The organism is Streptomyces sp. NBC_00663 (assembly GCF_036226885.1).
Classification (GTDB): domain Bacteria; phylum Actinomycetota; class Actinomycetes; order Streptomycetales; family Streptomycetaceae; genus Streptomyces.
On sequence record NZ_CP109027.1, the window covers coordinates 9,323,692 to 9,339,263 of the forward strand.

General features: G+C 71.3%; 10 protein-coding genes. 8 read left to right on the forward strand and 2 right to left on the reverse strand.

The features are described 5' to 3' along the window. The first annotated feature begins 44 nt into the window (after window positions 1-44). From OG866_RS42340 to OG866_RS42355, 4 genes are all read left to right on the forward strand, one after another. On the forward strand, window positions 45-2,978 hold the full coding sequence (locus OG866_RS42340; RefSeq protein ID WP_329343135.1) for a hypothetical protein: 2,934 nt from the start codon (window positions 45-47) through the stop codon (window positions 2,976-2,978). 423 nt (window positions 2,979-3,401) lie between these two features. Then, complete coding sequence (locus tag OG866_RS42345; RefSeq protein WP_329343137.1) at window positions 3,402-4,373, forward strand: RICIN domain-containing protein; 972 nt, start codon at window positions 3,402-3,404, stop codon at window positions 4,371-4,373. A gap of 61 nt (window positions 4,374-4,434) precedes the next feature. Beyond that, complete coding sequence (locus OG866_RS42350) at window positions 4,435-5,562, forward strand: mannose-binding protein (protein ID WP_329343138.1); 1,128 nt, start codon at window positions 4,435-4,437, stop codon at window positions 5,560-5,562. Window positions 5,563-5,618: 56 nt separating this feature from the next. After that, window positions 5,619-7,127 carry a DUF4246 domain-containing protein gene (locus OG866_RS42355; protein ID WP_329343140.1) on the forward strand — a complete coding sequence of 503 codons (1,509 nt, stop codon included), beginning with the start codon at window positions 5,619-5,621 and terminating at the stop codon, window positions 7,125-7,127. Here OG866_RS42355 and OG866_RS42360 read toward each other — a convergent pair. Next, window positions 7,094-9,481: an ATP-binding protein gene (locus OG866_RS42360; RefSeq protein ID WP_329343142.1), complete on the reverse strand. Its 2,388-nt coding sequence runs from the start codon at window positions 9,479-9,481 to the stop codon at window positions 7,094-7,096. The genes OG866_RS42355 and OG866_RS42360 overlap by 34 nt on opposite strands. Before the next feature lie 230 nt (window positions 9,482-9,711). Between OG866_RS42360 and OG866_RS42365 the strand changes: the two genes are divergently transcribed. Then, the gene (locus tag OG866_RS42365) at window positions 9,712-10,392 is read left to right on the forward strand and encodes a DUF4232 domain-containing protein (RefSeq protein WP_329343144.1); all 681 of its coding nucleotides are present in this window, start codon (window positions 9,712-9,714) and stop codon (window positions 10,390-10,392) included. A gap of 125 nt (window positions 10,393-10,517) precedes the next feature. Here the strand turns inward: OG866_RS42365 and OG866_RS42370 are convergent, their stop codons facing one another. Next, a complete protein-coding gene (locus tag OG866_RS42370; protein WP_329343146.1) occupies window positions 10,518-11,207 on the reverse strand; it encodes a GAF and ANTAR domain-containing protein in 690 nt (229 codons plus the stop codon). Between the two features lie 267 nt (window positions 11,208-11,474). Between OG866_RS42370 and OG866_RS42375 the strand changes: the two genes are divergently transcribed. From OG866_RS42375 to OG866_RS42385, 3 genes are all read left to right on the forward strand, one after another. Continuing rightward, entirely contained in the window at window positions 11,475-11,651 is a 177-nt protein-coding gene (locus OG866_RS42375) for a hypothetical protein (protein ID WP_329343148.1), read from the forward strand. 240 nt (window positions 11,652-11,891) lie between these two features. Then, on the forward strand, window positions 11,892-12,734 hold the full coding sequence (locus OG866_RS42380) for a class II glutamine amidotransferase (RefSeq protein ID WP_329344549.1): 843 nt from the start codon (window positions 11,892-11,894) through the stop codon (window positions 12,732-12,734). A gap of 139 nt (window positions 12,735-12,873) precedes the next feature. Beyond that, window positions 12,874-15,552 (forward strand): LuxR C-terminal-related transcriptional regulator, encoded by a 2,679-nt coding sequence (locus OG866_RS42385; protein WP_329343150.1) that lies wholly within the window; start codon window positions 12,874-12,876, stop codon window positions 15,550-15,552. Window positions 15,553-15,572: the final 20 nt, after the last annotated feature.

Genomic DNA, 15,572 nt, shown 5'->3' on the forward strand with positions numbered 1-15,572 from the left:
GGTCCCGCCGCGGTGGTCATGCTCCCGACCGGCAGCGGTGCCGTATGACGCGCTGGAGTTCCTTCGGCAGGCGTCGCGGTGGCGGCGACCGGCCGCAGGCCGCTCGCCGGGCCGAGACGGCGAGCCCCACCTCCCGGGACGACACCACAGGACCGGCGGCACAGGTGCTGGTGGAGGACTACGACGGCCTGCTCCTGCTGCGTTCCCCCGCGGACGACTCGCTGAGCCCCACCGACATCGCCGACCTCGCCCGCGGCCAGCGCTCCGACGATACGACGGTGACCCTCATCGCGGGCAGCGACAGCGTCACGGCGGATTCCTTCTGGCCCCGGCTGAGTCAACTGCTCGACAGCCTCGGCGACTCGGGCACCGAAACGGTCAGACTGGCCATGGCCGACGCCGGACTCGAGAGCGCGGACCGGCCCGCCACGGCACGCCGGATCGCCGACGCGTGGGGCCTGGCCGTGGAAGCCCCGGACGGGCCGCCCCTCCTCGTGCCAGGAGGCACGCTCTTCGTCCCCGGCGTCCAGGTCGGATCCGCGACCGACGGCGGATGGTGGCGCTTCGCCCCGCAGACCCGGCCCAGGCCGCTGGGGCCGCGCAGCCCGGCCCCGTCCTGGCAGAGCGCGCTGCGCGACGTGCCCGCGGTCACCGCGAGCGGGTGCGTCGTCGAGCAGATCCCGGCGGGACTGCTGGTCCGCCCCGCCGAGGCGGCGCCCGCCAGGCCGGGCGACCTCTATCACGCCGTACCGGTCTCGCCGGGGCGACTCGCGGTCGTGGTCGGTGTTCCCTACGGCGAGGACGTGCTGGCCGACGATGTCGGCGACGTGCTCACCGCGCTGCCGGAAGCGGTCAGATCGGCGGTACGGCTGGCACCGGGCGGCCGGCGCGACCTGCTCCCGCTGGCGCAGTCGGTGGCCGACCGGCTGGACGTCGAGGTGGAGCTGATGACCGGGCTGCCGCTCATCGCCGCCGACCGGCCGCTGGGGACGTACTCCGCACAGTCGGTCCTGGTCGGAGCCGACCGTACGCCGCGATGGCTGCCCTTCGTCGACGCCGTCATGTGCCAGCCCTCCCGGGGCGCGGACCGGGCACCGGCACCGCGGCTGCTGCGCTGGACGCCGCCGATACCGGGCGTCGCCCAGCCCACGGACGGAGTGGTCGCCCTTTCCGACCAGTGGCAGGTCACGGTCACCAGGGCCGGTCTGTGGGTCGGCCCGCTCGCAGGCCCCGGCCTGTCCCACACGGAGCGCCCGGTCAGCGCGTCCGGCCCGCTCATCGAGGTCGGCCTTCCGGGCGAACACCTCGACCCGTCCCTGTGGCCGGCCCTGTCGAGCCTGCTCGGCGCCCTGCGTCCCGCTCTCCGGGCGAGCGTGACCCTGCATGTGCACGGCGTTCCCCGGGACGCGGGCCGTGAGCTGCGCCGACTGGCCGCGCGACACGGCCTGAGGACGATCCGATTCGCTTCCCTGACTACTCCCGGCCCGGTACACCGAGAGGTGCCCGGCCGGCCGGACGCGACCGTACGACCGCACACGACGTCCGAGCCAGGACGCGCTGAACGCCCGGCCCCGCCGTCCCCGGCATCGCCAACCGGCCAGAGCACGCGGCCCGCGCAGCCTGCCGCTGCCACGGGAGTCGGCGGACAGCCCGCGGCCGGCGCGAGTGCGTCGACCGCGCATAGGCCGAACACGGCGGCTTCGGAACCGACTTCACCGGACGGCACGTCGGCTGCCGCCGAAGGCGCCCGAGGCGCCCAAGGCTCCGTCCCGCCACAGATATCCGAGCAGTCCGTCCTTCCGGAGCCATCCGAGCAGGGTGAGGAATCCACGGCACCGAGCGCACCCCAGGCAACGGCGCCCGCAACAGCGCCGCCGCCGCAGCCGGACGCGTCCCGAGCGCAGGGGACGAACGAGCCCGACACCATCACCGGCGATGCCGCGCCCGAGTCGGCGGCCACGACAGCAGAGCCGAAGACATCGGCTCCCACCGTGTCAGAGAGCCTGCCCGCCACCCCGCGTGGCGTCGTCACGACCAGCTCCTTGCCCGGCGAGGCTACGAGCGAGGCCCCCGACGAACCGCAGGCGCGGCGCTCCGGCCGGACGCCGTCACCCGCGTCGGCGTCTGCGTCGGCGGACTCCGATACCGGCGCTCGAAGCCCCCGCGTACCCGAGGGCCCAGAGCCCGTGAACGTGACGTTGCCTCCCGTCCCCTTCGGACCGGGGCACCGCAGTACAGAGGACGAGCGCACCGTCTTCCGTACGTTGGCGGACACGGAATGGGACCGGCACGGGACGGCCGTGGCCCGGGCGCTGGCCCGGATGCCCGCCCTGCGGGGCAGGGAACAGGAAGCCGCTCGCGCCGATCTGATCGCGCTGAGGCTGTATCTGCACAACAATGAGGGGCCGTTGAGCCATCAGGCTCTGCTGCACTCGCTGCACACACACGACGCCGGTTTGCTGCCGTACGTGGCCTGCCTGGCGTCAGCGCTGAGCCGACTGCCCTCCTACCGAGGCGTGGTGCTGCGCGCCACCGGCCCCATCTCCTCCAGCGGCATGCCAAGCCCCGGGACTCTGCTGCGCGATGTGGCCCCGGTGAGTGCCACGCCGCTCGACCCGGTCCGTCCGTCGATGACGACGGGTGCCAGTTACGTCATCTGGTCCGTCGGCGCCCGCCGGGTACGGCAGCTCCTGGACCCCGGCGACGGGCCGGAGGAAGTGGTGTTCACCCCCGGCACCCTCTTCCGGGTGCTGGACGTACGCCGAGGCGGACAGGACCGGGCCCGACAGATCTTCCTGCGTGAACTGCCCGGCTCGCAGATGCCGGTGACGTCCGATCCCGAAGGGGACCGCGCCGCACTGGCCCGGCTGGACGAGGCGGTGCACGGACGCTCGGCCCCGGCGAGTGCCGATCAATGGCCGGAGCGCTGCTCCGGACCCTTCGGCACCGCGACGCCGGAAACCACAGCGAACCACTGACACGAGTAGGGGAGTCGTATGGCTCGTCAGACCGATCCTGCCGGTGAGGCGTTGCCGACCGAGCCCGGAGTGCCCGGCAGCTCCGGAGCATCCGGGGCATCGTCCGCGCCCGGCTCGCCGTCGGTGACGATCCGCCGGGCGGTACCGCTCCAGGGGACAGCACAGGACCCCGGCGCGGCGCTGGCACCGGGTGGAGGAGGACGCGGGGGCACCGGCGCCGCGTCAGCGGCTCCTGTATCGTCGGCCGTTTCCCCGAACCCGGGAAGCGAGCCTGTCCGCACGGAAGGCCAGACGTCGGGCGGCGCCAAGACCGAGAGCGCCGAGGCGGCGCCGCCGGTCCGAGAAGGAGAGGCGCCGGCGGCCCGAGAGGGAGAGGTGCCGCCGGTCCGAGAAGGAGAGGCGCCGGCGGCCCGAGAGGGAGAGGTGCCGGCGGAGTCCACGACCGCCCGCACCGAAACCGAGCCCGACGCCGCGGACATCGCGCAGGGCGCCGACATCGTCGCTGCGGGAGCGGGAAGCGATGGTGGGGGAGCCGCGACCGCCGGCGAGTCGCACGGCGGCCCCAAGAAGCCGATGCTGGCCGCCGCGGCCATCGTCGGGGCGCTCCTGATCGGGGTCCCGTTCCTTGTGGCGGGACAGGGCGACAAGGACGAGCGCGGCTCGGACCGGACCGGCAACGCGGCTGGAACGGTCCTGGACACGGACCGGATCCCGCACGCCTCGCAGAGCTACGCGACCGAAGCGCCGTCACCCTCCGTTTCCACCTCCCCTTCGCCCAGTGAGTCACCCGAGGAGAAGCGGTCCAAGGGCCCCGGCCGCGCGCCGGTGGCCGAGCCGAAGCAGGCCGCCCCGACGGCCACCGAGTCCAAGAAGACCGAGTCGAAGAAGGCCACCACGCCCAGCGCCGCCGAGAAGCAGCGCCGGCAGGCCAACGCGGCCTCCAGCGCTCGCACCATCCTGGTCAGGAACTCCACGACGGGCCTGTGCGCCGACGTCCCCGACTACGGCAACGGCAAGATCGACGGCCCGGTCAACCAGTACCCCTGCAACGGCACGGCCAACGACAACCAGCTGTGGAACCTGGAGGTCGCGGAGGCCGAGAGCGGACCCAAGGGCGCCTCTCTGTTCCTGATCAGGAACAGCAAGGACAAGTACTGCATGGACCTGCCCGACTACGGCTCGGCCGCCACGGGCACCAACGTCACCGAGTACTACTGCCGCGCGACCGCCGACAACCAGCTGTGGTGGCTCGATCCCCGCTCGGACGGCACGTACTGGATCCGCAGCTACTCCAGCAACAACCTCTGTCTCGGACTTGAGGGAGGCGCGTCCGCAGGCAACGACGCGCACCTGGAGATCGGCGGCTGCGGTCCCGCCGACCGGTGGACGATCTGACATCCGCCCGCGACAGCGCCAACTGCCCCACAAAAGCCGACAGATGACGGAGAACGCCGGCATGAGTGCACAACGTAAAGCGGGAGACGGCACCTCTCCCGACACCGCCGCAGGCGCGCCGCAGGTCCGGGTCGCGGTCACCCTGTCCGCTTCCCCGGAGCCGCCCGAGGGGGCGTTCACCCCGGGCAGGACGGTGCCGGCCCCGGACGCGGCGAGGGGCGAACCAGCGGAGCCCGAGGGTGTTTCGGCCGCCCCGACCCGTCCGGAGACCGGGGGAGAGGACGCCGACGAGGAGACGACAACGCTGTCCGGCACCTCCGTCACGCGCGCACCGCAGGAGGAGCCGGCCACGGCCGAGAAGCCGGAGCCCGCCGAGGCGGAGGGCGCGGCCCAGGCGGAGTTCCACGGTGAGGTGCCCGCGCTGACCGGGGCCGCGCCGCTGGTCGCTGCGGACGCCGACCACCCCGGCGCCGACTCGGGGGAGTCCCACGGCGGACGCCCCAAGAAGCCGATGCTGGCCGCCGCGGCCATCGTCGGCGCCGTGCTCATCGCCGTGCCCTTCCTGCTGATGGGAGGCACGCAGGACGACGACAGCAAGCAGCCGACGGCGAACGCCGCCGCCAACGAGGACGCCGACACCGTTCTTGGGGCGGGCGCGACGAACCAGGCACCGGACGGCTACGCCACCCGGACACCCACTGCCGCCCCGAGCGACAAGCCGTCCAAGAAGCCCAAGCCGAGCCCCGAGGGGAGCAAGGAGCCGAAGGACGACGTCGGCACGGTCACGGACACCAAGCCCAAGACGACCCCCAGCGCCACCCGATCCGCGAAAACCACGGAGAAGGAGGCCGAGGCCAGGACACCGGTGTGGACGAGTACGTCCGTCTCGGCCCCGAGCACGCTGTCCGCAGGCGAGTCCTGGAGCACCAACCGGATCAAGATGACCATGCAGTCGGACGGCAATCTCGTCGTCTACAACGAGAAGGGCAAGGCCACCTGGGCGTCCATGACCTTCGGCGCCAACCACACGGCCCGTTTCCAGACGGACGGCAACCTGGTCATCCACAACGGTGACGACAGGCCCATCTGGGGTGCCGACGTCTGGGGTCATCCGGGCGCGAAGCTGATTCTCCGCGCGGACGGGAAGGTGGTCATCATGGACGGCACCACCGTGACCTGGTCCACCTGAGCCTGTGGCCAAAGCAGTTCCGACGCACCACTCATCTACCGGGAAGACCAAGAGAGTTGACTGACCTGTCCGCTTTTCCGCTGCCCTTTCACTCCTCCCGTTCCATAGCGTTCGCGGCACCCCGGACCCTGCGGGAACTCCAGATGATGGAGTGCAGTTCACAGATTCGGGCGAAGCCGCGGTGGTTCGAGAAGATGAACGACGGCGGCATCGTGGCCAGATGGACGCGGGAAGCGCTCGCCCAGGGCCTCACCGAAGCACAGGTCCGCTACGTCCTGGCCGAACTGCGGCATTACGCCGCGCTGCGTGACGCGTCGACCGGCATCGAGGTGTCCGCCGTCGATGGCGTGTGGCACTCGGACGCCCTCATCGACGATGAGCTCGGAGTGCGCCTGCGTGAGGCGGTGCGCGCCCTGGAGAACGTCCCCGACGCGGAACAGGACTGGCACCCCGGATCCGACGGCCTCGTCCTGGATATGGTCCACCCCTCGCTGTTCTGCCTGGTGAGAGAGGTGAGCGGCGAACCCGAGCGGGCGTGGCACAATCCGACGAACCAGTACTCGAAGTACGAGTTCTCGGAGAAGTTCCAGTGGCTGCCGACGGACGTGGACGTCAGCGATGACGGCGCTGTCGCCTTCCGGTCGTACGTCAACAACGTCCATCCCGATACCCATCGCGAACTGGCCGCCGTACTGCCCGACTTGTTCGCCCGCTTCCGCCCGCTCCTGGAGAACGTGCTGACCGACCTGCGTCATCCGCGCCCTCTGCGGATCGAGGCCGATCCGTACGGGTGGTACGACGCGGAGCCGGAGTACCCGGACAAGTCCTCCTACAGTGACGATGAGGCGTACGCCGAAGCTGTCCAGGCGTGGGAAGAGGCCCAGGACACCTGGTGGGAGAACCGCCGTCCGGTCATCCCGGACGCCCCCGCCTTCACCCCGCCGGAGCCGCCCGACGAGGCTGCCCGAATCGACCTGCGCGGCCGCTCTCTTCAGGTCATCGTCAAGGTCGCCGCCATCCACCTCACCCCGGACAAACCCGAGTACGCGGGCGGTTCCTGGCATGTCGAGGGGATGATGAACGAGCGGATCGTCTCGACCGGCATCTACTACTGGGACAGCGAGAACATCACCGAGAGCCACCTGAGTTTCCGTGCGGCGCTCACCGAACCGGACTACGAACAGAGCGACGACAACGGTGTGCGAGAGGTCTACGGCCTGGAAAACGAGGACGCGCTGAACCAGGTGCTGGGATCGGCCTCGACCCCCGAAGGCCGCTGCCTGGCCTTCCCCAACATCCTGCAACACCGCGTCGGTTCGTTCCGACTCGCGGATCCGACCCGCCCGGGACACCGCAAGATTCTCGTCTTCTTCCTGGTCGACCCGTCACAGAAGATCGTCTCGACATCCGATGTGCCACCGCAGCAACCATGGTCCGACTCCTCGACCATGACCCTGGAACAGGCCAAGGAGTACCGCGAACAGCTCATGCAGGAACGCAAGTTCTTCGTCGACGAGCACAACGAGCAGCTCTACGAGCGGGAGTTCTCCCTCTGCGAGCACTGAGCTTCATCAATTGCCTGTGCGTGCGCAGGGCGAGGCCCGTTCTCGCTCAGTGCGGCGAGAGCCGCCGAGGCCTCGATATGGAGGGGGCTCTTGAGCGCTGCCAGAGCGTCCCGGGCGGTGAGAAGTGTCTGCCGGGCCTCGGGGTGCCGCGTGCCGCTGAGGGCACGGCCCAGGTCCAGGCGGGCGTGTTCAGCCCAGATGGGCATGTGTGCCGCCTCGAAGTCGGCGAGTGCCTGGCGCAGTGGTGCCTCGGCCTGGTGCCAGCGCTCCAGGGCCACGAGGTCGTTGCCGATCTGCTGCCGGGCCACCGCGTGGTAGAGCGCGACCAACTCGGCCGTACGGCCGGGAATCCCCGTCCGGCAGATCTGCTCGCTGCGGCGGTGGATCTCCAGTGCCTCGGCGGCTCGGCCGATGTGCCGCAGCAGGTTGCCCAGGGTGTTGAGCATGGTCAGTTCGGCGAGCCGGGACTCGGGGGAGTCCAGCGCGGCGAGGCAGCGGGCCGACTCCCGCAGCCGGTCGTGCGCGTCCTCCACTCGGCCCTGCCGGTGCAGCGCGCCCGCGCCGTAGCCGAGCGCCCAGCCCTCTTGCAGGCCGTCCGCGCAGTCCCGGGCCGCCACCAGTGCGGCGTCGGCCGCGGTCAGGGCGGCTTCGGGATTGTGGGCGCAGAGGTTGTGGGCCCAGGCGAGGTAGTTGAGGTGGACCGCCTCCTGCCGACGGTCGCCCAGCGCGCGTGCGGAGTCGCCGGCGCAGGTGAACACCTCCACCCACTGCTCCCAGTGCTGGGTCATGTCGGAGAACCAGTGCATGGCCTCCGCCGTGTCCAGCACCTCCCGGTGCCAGGCATTTCGGTGCGCCCGGTGCAGCGCGGCGAGCCACTGCGCCCGCTCGGCCTCCAACCAGGCCCGCGCCTGGCTCTTGCCGACCGGCGCCGTCTCGGGATCGGGGTCACCGGCGGGCATGGACCGCTCCTGGTGGACCTCGTAGTGCAGCGCGGCGACGGTGGCCCGGCTGAGCATCCAGCGCGCCGTACGGTCCAGGGCGGCCTCGCGCACGTCCGGACCGTCCTCCGCCTCGGTCTGTTCGAGGGCGTAGAGCCTGAGCAGATCGTGGAAGCGGTAGCGCTCGGCGACGGCGTCGCTCTGGAGCAGCCCGGCGTCGGTGAGTTCCTCGGCGCAGGCGACGGCCTGGTCGTAGGAGAGGCCGGCCAGCAGGGCGCCGGTCTCGGGACCGAAGTCGGGTCCTGCGGCCAGCGCGGCGCGGCGCAGGAAAGTCCGTGTGTCGGGCGGGAGTTGACGGTAGGAGAGGGCGAACGCGGCACGTACCTGGAGGCTTCCGGCCTGGAGGCCGTCGAGACGGCGCCCTTCGGCGGCCAGGCGGGTGGCGAGTTTGGTGAGGCGCTCGTGCGGCCGGCTGAGGAGGCGTTGACCGGCGATGCGGACCGCCAGGGGAAGGTGCCCGCACAGGTCGGCCAGGTCGCGGGCCGCCTGGGCCTCGGCCTGGACACGTTGCGGTCCGAGGATGCGGGTGAGGAGCTCCACCGCCTCCTCGCGGCGCAGCAGTGCCAGATCGGTGCGATGGACGGACCCCAGACCCGCCAGGGAGTTACGACTGGTGACCAGCGTCAGTGACGAGCCGGTACCGGGCAGCAGGGGAAGGACCTGATCCTCGTCGACTGCGTTGTCGAGGAGCAGGAGCACCCGGCGGTCACTGAGCAGGGAACGCCACAGGGCGGCGCGCTCGTCGAGGCCGTTGGGCAGCGCGGCGTCGGCGATGCCCATCGCGCCGAGGAGCCGGGCCAGCGCGTCCCTGGGCGGCGTCGGCTCGGCGTCCATGCCGCGCAGGTCCAGAGCGAACTGTCCGTCGGGGAAGTCAGGGGCGAGGCGATACGCGGCGTGGACGGCGAACGCCGTTTTCCCCAGCCCGGGTTGACCGGTGATCACCGAGACCGCGGAGACCGGGGGCTCGACGCCGCCGGGTTCCCCGTCCCCCACCTCTGCTGCCAGCTCCAGCAGCCGGGCGAGCGCCGGGCCCCGCGCGGTGAAGTCCCGGATGTCGCGCGGCAGGGCCAGGGTGTTGGGGCCGGCAGGGCCCGCGACGGCGCGGGGACGCGGGCGGCCCAGCGCTGCGGACTGCTCCAGCCGCGCCGCGTCGTCGGCGCTCAGCTCCAGCGCTTGTGCGAGTGCCTGGACCGTGCGGCGCTGCGGCCCGAGCGTGCGTCCGCGTTCCATGTCGGCCAGTGCTCTGACGCTGATTCCGGCTGCCTCGGAGAGCGCCTCCTGGCTGAGCCCGGCGCGGGTCCGGAAGTGCCGCAGTCGCTGCCTGAATTCGTCGCCGGCGGGTGTGGCACCGCGCACCGCTGAGATCCCCGATCGTCCGGCTCCCCCTGTGCGAGCCTCCGGCAGAAGTATGACGGACGGTACTTCTGCCGGGAGAACTGCCTGGTGGCGAAGGTTTCGCGGTGATCGACTGAGGTCCGACGCGCAAGGTGCCGCAGGCCCCGCATACACGCGTCATGCCCACCAGATCATCCCGGCCGCCGGGGAACAGACCGACGGCTGTGCACCACTTCACGGGGGAACCCATCATGACCGCTCTCTTCACCCGTTCCACGATGCTGGCCGTCGCCGGTACGGCACTCGCCCTTTCCCTCACCGCCTGCCAGAGCGGTGAGGACGACAACGCGGCGGCTACGTCGCCCACTTCGGCCACCGCGACGGTGTCGGACGGCGCGTCCGCCGCGGCGACCGTCACGTCCTCGGCCGGTTCGACGGGGGCGGGTACGTCTTCGGGAGCGGCGGACTCCAGCACCTCCAACGACTCCTCCGGCCGGCAGACGAGCACCTCCACCCCGGTGTGCGCAGCCGCCGACGTCACCATCACGGCGGCCAAGCAGGACGGCCCGCCCTACACCCACCTCGTTCTCACCGCGAAGAACACCTCCGGGCACTCCTGCCGTCTGGCGGGCTTCCCGCACGTCCAACTCCTGGAAAGCCACAAGCAGGACGTGTCGCCCGTCGCCAAGAGCAAGCCCGCCGCCCCGGTCGTCCTGTCCGCCGGAGCCCCCGCCTACGCCCTGCTCAAGGTCTCGGACGGCGGCACCGACGAGGACAACGAACCCGTGTCGGCGTTCTCGGTCACCCTGGAGGGGGACTCGTCGGTCATCGCGGTCTCCGCGCCCGGATCGGACGGCATCGCCGCCGACCCTGCCCAGGCCCTGGTCGGCTACTGGACCCCCGAGCTCCGCAACGGCGCGGACGACTTCTGACCGCCTCGCCCCTTCCCGGCGGTTGCTCCGCCGGGAAGGGGCGTCCTCGACCCGCGCTCGTCTCTTCGGGATGCCGCACCAACCGCACCAACCGCACCTGCCGCGCGTCGCTCTCGGTGTGTGGTTCAGATGGGGCTGCCTCGTTCGCAGACGCGGCGGGCGACCTCGCGGAGTTTGGTGTTGGTCTCCTGGGAGTAGCGGCGCAGGGCGTCGAAAGCCTGTTCCTCGGTGAGGTGGTGGGTGGCCATGAGGATGCCCATGGCCTCACCGATCAAGTGCCGCGTCGCGACAGCCTGTTCCATTTCCGCGTGGGTGCGAGCACTGGAGAAGGCGACCGCGGCGTGCGAGGCCAGCAGCCAGGCGGCCAGTTCACTCTCCGCCGTGAACGCTCCGGGCCGGCGGGAGTAGAAGTTCAGTGCGCCGAAGTCGTCGGCGTCGGTGAACAGCAGGATGCCCATCATGCTGCCCACCCCCAGTTCGTTGGCTTGGGGAGCGAAGGAGGGCCAGCGCTGGATCTCGGCAGTCAGGTCCGGGATCCGGTAGACGCGCTCGCCGTTCGGGTGGCGCGCGGCGTCGAAACAGGGCCCCTCGCCCAGGTCCCGTTGCAGGGCGTCGCTGGCGGTGACCAGCTGTTCGGTGGGTGCGAAGCTGCCCTGCTCCCTGCCGTGCAGTACCAGGATTCCGGAAGCATCGCAGCCCGCGACCAGCTCGGTCGCCGATGCGGTGATCCGCTGGAGGGTCCCGGTCAGAGAGTCCTGCGCCAGCAAGTTCCGTGCCATCGTCGCCATCTGCTCCGCGAACCGGGCCCAGTCCACGATTCCTCCCGTACTCGATTGGGCCTGTCAGAGGCCGTCTACCCAGGATCAGCCCCCACCCCTCGCCCCGGGCGGAATCCCCCATGGACGCCCCACTCACAGGAAGCCGCAGCACACTGCCTGGCCCTCTGTCGGCAGGAGCAGCCCATCCGTCGCTGCCATGAGCCGGTGACCACAACTCATCGGTGGCCGGCTGTGTGTTCCGGCGGCTGAGGGGCATTCGGACGGCACACGGGCGAAGCATCCCAACTCGAAGGAGGCACTGCCATGTTGGCCATCATCTCCGCAGTCCTGTTCTTCATCGCGTTCCTGATCAACGCGGCGGACATCTCGACCAATGACACCTTCAGCTCGACCAACGTGATGCTCCTCGGGCTGGCCGTCCTCGCCCTGCATCTCGCGGGTATCGGCAGTGGCTGGTCACGTGGCGGTCGCAGACGCTGACGCCGGTGCCGGGGCCGTCCGCTCCGGGCTCGATGTGCCCAAAGGGCCGGGGCAGGAGATACTGGTGGTTACTCGCAGGGACGACGCTCCCACTCCGCCGCCTCCGAGTCAGTCCGGCCGCCCCGGCACGGCGGACCGCCATCGCCCGTGCGCGCAGCGGCGTCGCGCGGGGATGCCCATGAGCGGCCCTCGCATCAGCCGGTGCAGATGCTGTCGATCCTCGCAGCGGAGGGACCTGAAATGTGCCGCTGGATCGCCTACTCGGGCACCCCGGTCCTTCTCAGCCGGGTGCTGTTCGAGCCGTCGCACTCGTTGATCGACCAGAGCCTGCACTCCCGTTTGGGGGTGGAGACGACCAACGGCGACGGTTTCGGTATCGGCTGGTACGCCGACGCCGCGCCGGCCACTCCGGCTGTCGTACGGGACGTGGACCCGGCCTGGAACAACCGCAATCTGCGCGAGGTCGCCCACCACGTACGGTCGGGGCTCTTCTTCGCCCACATCAGGGCGGCGACAGGGACGGCCGTGCAGCAGTCCAACTGTCATCCCTTCCGCAACGGCCGCTGGCTGTGGATGCACAACGGAATGATCAACGGCTTCCGTCTCCTGCGGCGTGACCTGGCCTTGGCGGTCGATCCGACGCTGTACCCCGACATCGAGGGTTCCACCGACTCCGAACTCATGTTCTTCCTGGCCCTCACCTTCGGTCTGACGGATGATCCACCCGGTGCCGTCGCGCGCATGGCGGCCTTCGTCGAACGAACGGGGCACACGCACGGTGTGCGGCACCCCCTCCAGATGACGGTCGCGGTGGCCGACGGCGAGCGCGTCTGGGCGTTCCGCCACTCCAGCGAAGGCCGCTCGCGGTCGCTTTTCTTCAGCACCAGGGTGGACACCCTGCGTGCGCTCCATCCGGACGCCGAGTTCCTGCGGGAGGTCTCGGACGACACCCGCATGGTCGTGTCCGAACCGCTGGGCGACCTCCCCGGCGCCTGGAACGAGGTGCCGGAGGACAGCTACGGCGTCATCGAGCCGGACCATGACGCGCTGCACGCCTTCCGCCTCGAACTGGACACGGCGTGAGGCTGAAAGCGTGCATACGGGCTGGTGAGCGGGCCGATGGTGCTGTCTGTCGCGCCGTGCCGGGAAGGCTGGGATGCTGGTGTCGGGAGCGCCGCCCATGATCTGCCCCTGATGGACAGGGGCGAGGGTGGTGAGCGGCGTGTCCGAGAGTTCCTGGGGCGGTCAGGGGCCCGGGGTTCCGATCGTTCCCCGCACGGATCCCCTGGGGGACCCGTTTCTGCGCACCCGGTTCGCCATCCCCGCGAGGCCGGCCACATTTCTGCTGCGGCAGCGGCTCGTCGACCACCTCGACCAGGCTCTCCGGACACCGCTGACACTGCTCAACGGCGCGGCCGGGGCCGGCAAGACCCTGCTGGCCGCCGACTGGGCGGCCGGTCTGCGGCATCCCGTCGCCTGGCTCAGCGTTGAGGCGGGGGACCGGCAGCCAGAGGTGTTCTGGTCCTACGTCGTCCAGGCCCTGCACGCTGCCGGTGCGCCGGCAGCCGGCCCGGCCGGAATCCCGGCGGACCCGCCCCGGGTGGACGGCAGGCTGCTGGCAACGCTCGCCGCCGAACTCAACGACCGTGACCGCCCCGTGGTCGTCGTGCTCGACGACTGCGACCGCGTGACCGTACCCGAGATCGCCGAGCAGTTGGAGTTCGTCCTGCACCACGCCGGGCGATGGCTGCACCTCGTCCTCGTCACCCGCACCGAACCGCTGCTGCCGCTGCACCGATACCGGGCGGCCGGTGAACTGACGGAGATCCGTGCCGCCGAGCTGGCCTTCACCCCGGAGGAAGCCGTCGCCCTGCTGGAGCTGCACGGTCTGAGCCTTCCGGTCCCCGCCGTGCGCGCCCTGGTGGACCGCACCCGGGGATGGGCGGTCGGCTTGCGCCTGTCCGCGCTGGCCGCCCGGGAGAATGCCGATCCCGAGCTCTACTTGAAGGAGTTCGAGGCCGAGCGCAGTACGATCGCGGACTTCTTGCTGGCCGAGGTCCTCAAGGGCCAGACGGAGGAGACCCAGGACCTCCTGCTGCGCGTCAGCGTCCTGGAGCGCTTCTGTCCCGAGCTGGCCGACGCGCTGACCGGCCGGACCGATGCCGAGCCCCTTCTCCTCGGGCTGCACCGCGCGAACGCCTTCGTCGAGTACCTCGGGCGCTCCTGGTACCGGCTCCACCCGCTGTTCGGGGAGATCCTCCGGGCGCATCTGCGCGTGCGTCTGCCCGGGCTGGAGCCGGAACTGCACCGGCGGGCCGCGCGATGGCTGCGAAGTTCCGGATTCCTACCGGAGACGGTCGCGCACGGCGCCGCCGCGGGCGACTGGGACGTCGCGGCAGGTGCCCTCATCGACGACCTCGCGATCGGCCGACTCCTCACGGGACCGCCGTCGGACGACCTGGCCCAGATGTTCTCTCCCATGACGCCCGGGGCCACGAGCGCCGAGACGAACCTTGTACGGGCGGCTCGCGAGCTGGCCCGCTACGACCTCGACCACGGTCTGGCAAGCCTGCGCCACGCCGAGGAACAGCTGGCGGACCTCGCGCCCGACCGGGCCGCCGCCCAGCTGAGCTGTGCGCTGCTTCAGACGCTGGCCGCCCGCCTGGCCGGCTGCCCCCCGCGGGCCGAGAAGGCCGCCGAAGCCGCCGACGCGCTGCGCCGGGAAGTCCCGCGGCGCCTCCTGGACAAGCATCCCGAGCTCACCGCTCTGCTGCTGACCCATCTGGGATCGGTGCGTCTGTGGGCCGGACGTTTCGAGGACGCACGTGCTGCCCTGACCACGGTGGCCAGTGCTCCCGACGGAGCCTCCACCGCGATGCCCCGGCAGGAGTCGAGGGCGCACCTGGCCTTGCTGGACTACCTGAACGGCTGGCTCGGCCGGGCCGAGCGCAAGGCTCTGGCAGCGGTGTCCGAGGCCGAGCGGGACGGTCTGCCTCAGTCGCCCGGCTCCGGCATCGGACGACTGGTTCTGGCGGCCGTGGCCGTCGACCGCCATGAACTGGACCGGGCCCAGGCCTTCCTCGACGAGACGGCCCAGCTGCCGGCGGGAACGAGTGATCCGGTGCCGATGGCCGGACGTGCCCTCGCCACGGCCCGTCTCCTGCTGGTCAGGGGCAGGGCACGAGATGCCGTCGAGGCGTCGGACGCGGCCGTCTCCGGCATGGTGTCCTCGCCGTGGGCGGCAAGCCATGAAGCGCTCGTCACCTCCGCCGCCCACCTGGCCGAAGGACGGCCGGACGAGGCCGCCGAGGCGCTCCGGAACGTCAGCGGCGACCAGCCGGCATGTGCCGTGGAGGCCGCGGCGATCCAGCTCGCCGCGGGACGCCCCGAGGCGGCCATCGACCTGCTCGACAGCGTCCACACCCAGGGCGGGACGGGTCCGGCGGTGACCGTGCGGGCGGCTCTGGTCAGGGCACAGGCCGCCGCGGGGGCCGGCGACTCCGTCACCGCTCACCGGCTCGTGGCGCGGGCGCTCCTGGACGCCCGCCGCGAGCGGCTGCGGCGTCCGTTCCTCGACGCCGGAGCCTGGATCCGACCCTTCCTGGCCACCGCCGAGCTGCACGAGCTGGCGGCGGGCTGGCTGGCTCCGGGCCCGCCGGCACGCGGTGAGCGGTCGCGGCCAAAGTCTTCGCCCTCACCGCTCGTCGCGGTGGAACTGAGCGGACGCGAACGGGACGTGCTGGAGCGGCTGGCCGGGATGATGTCGACGGAGGAGATCGCTGCCGACCTCTACCTGTCGGCGAACACGGTGAAGACGCACCTCAAGAGCGTCTACCGGAAGCTTGCGGTGAACCGGCGAGGCGATGCGGTGCGCCGCGCCCGCGACCTGCGGCTGCTGTGATCCGGCGGCCGGCGGCCTGC

Bases quoted from the DNA above. Each gene is read 5' to 3' on its own strand.
- OG866_RS42340 (WP_329343135.1), top strand. From the start codon at position 45: ATGACGCGCTGGAGTTCCTTCGGCAGGCGTCGCGGTGGCGGCGACCGG.
- OG866_RS42350 (WP_329343138.1), top strand. From the start codon at position 4,435: ATGAGTGCACAACGTAAAGCGGGAGACGGCACCTCTCCCGACACCGCC.
- OG866_RS42365 (WP_329343144.1), top strand. From the start codon at position 9,712: ATGACCGCTCTCTTCACCCGTTCCACGATGCTGGCCGTCGCCGGTACG.
- OG866_RS42375 (WP_329343148.1), top strand. From the start codon at position 11,475: ATGTTGGCCATCATCTCCGCAGTCCTGTTCTTCATCGCGTTCCTGATC.
- OG866_RS42380 (WP_329344549.1), top strand. From the start codon at position 11,892: ATGTGCCGCTGGATCGCCTACTCGGGCACCCCGGTCCTTCTCAGCCGG.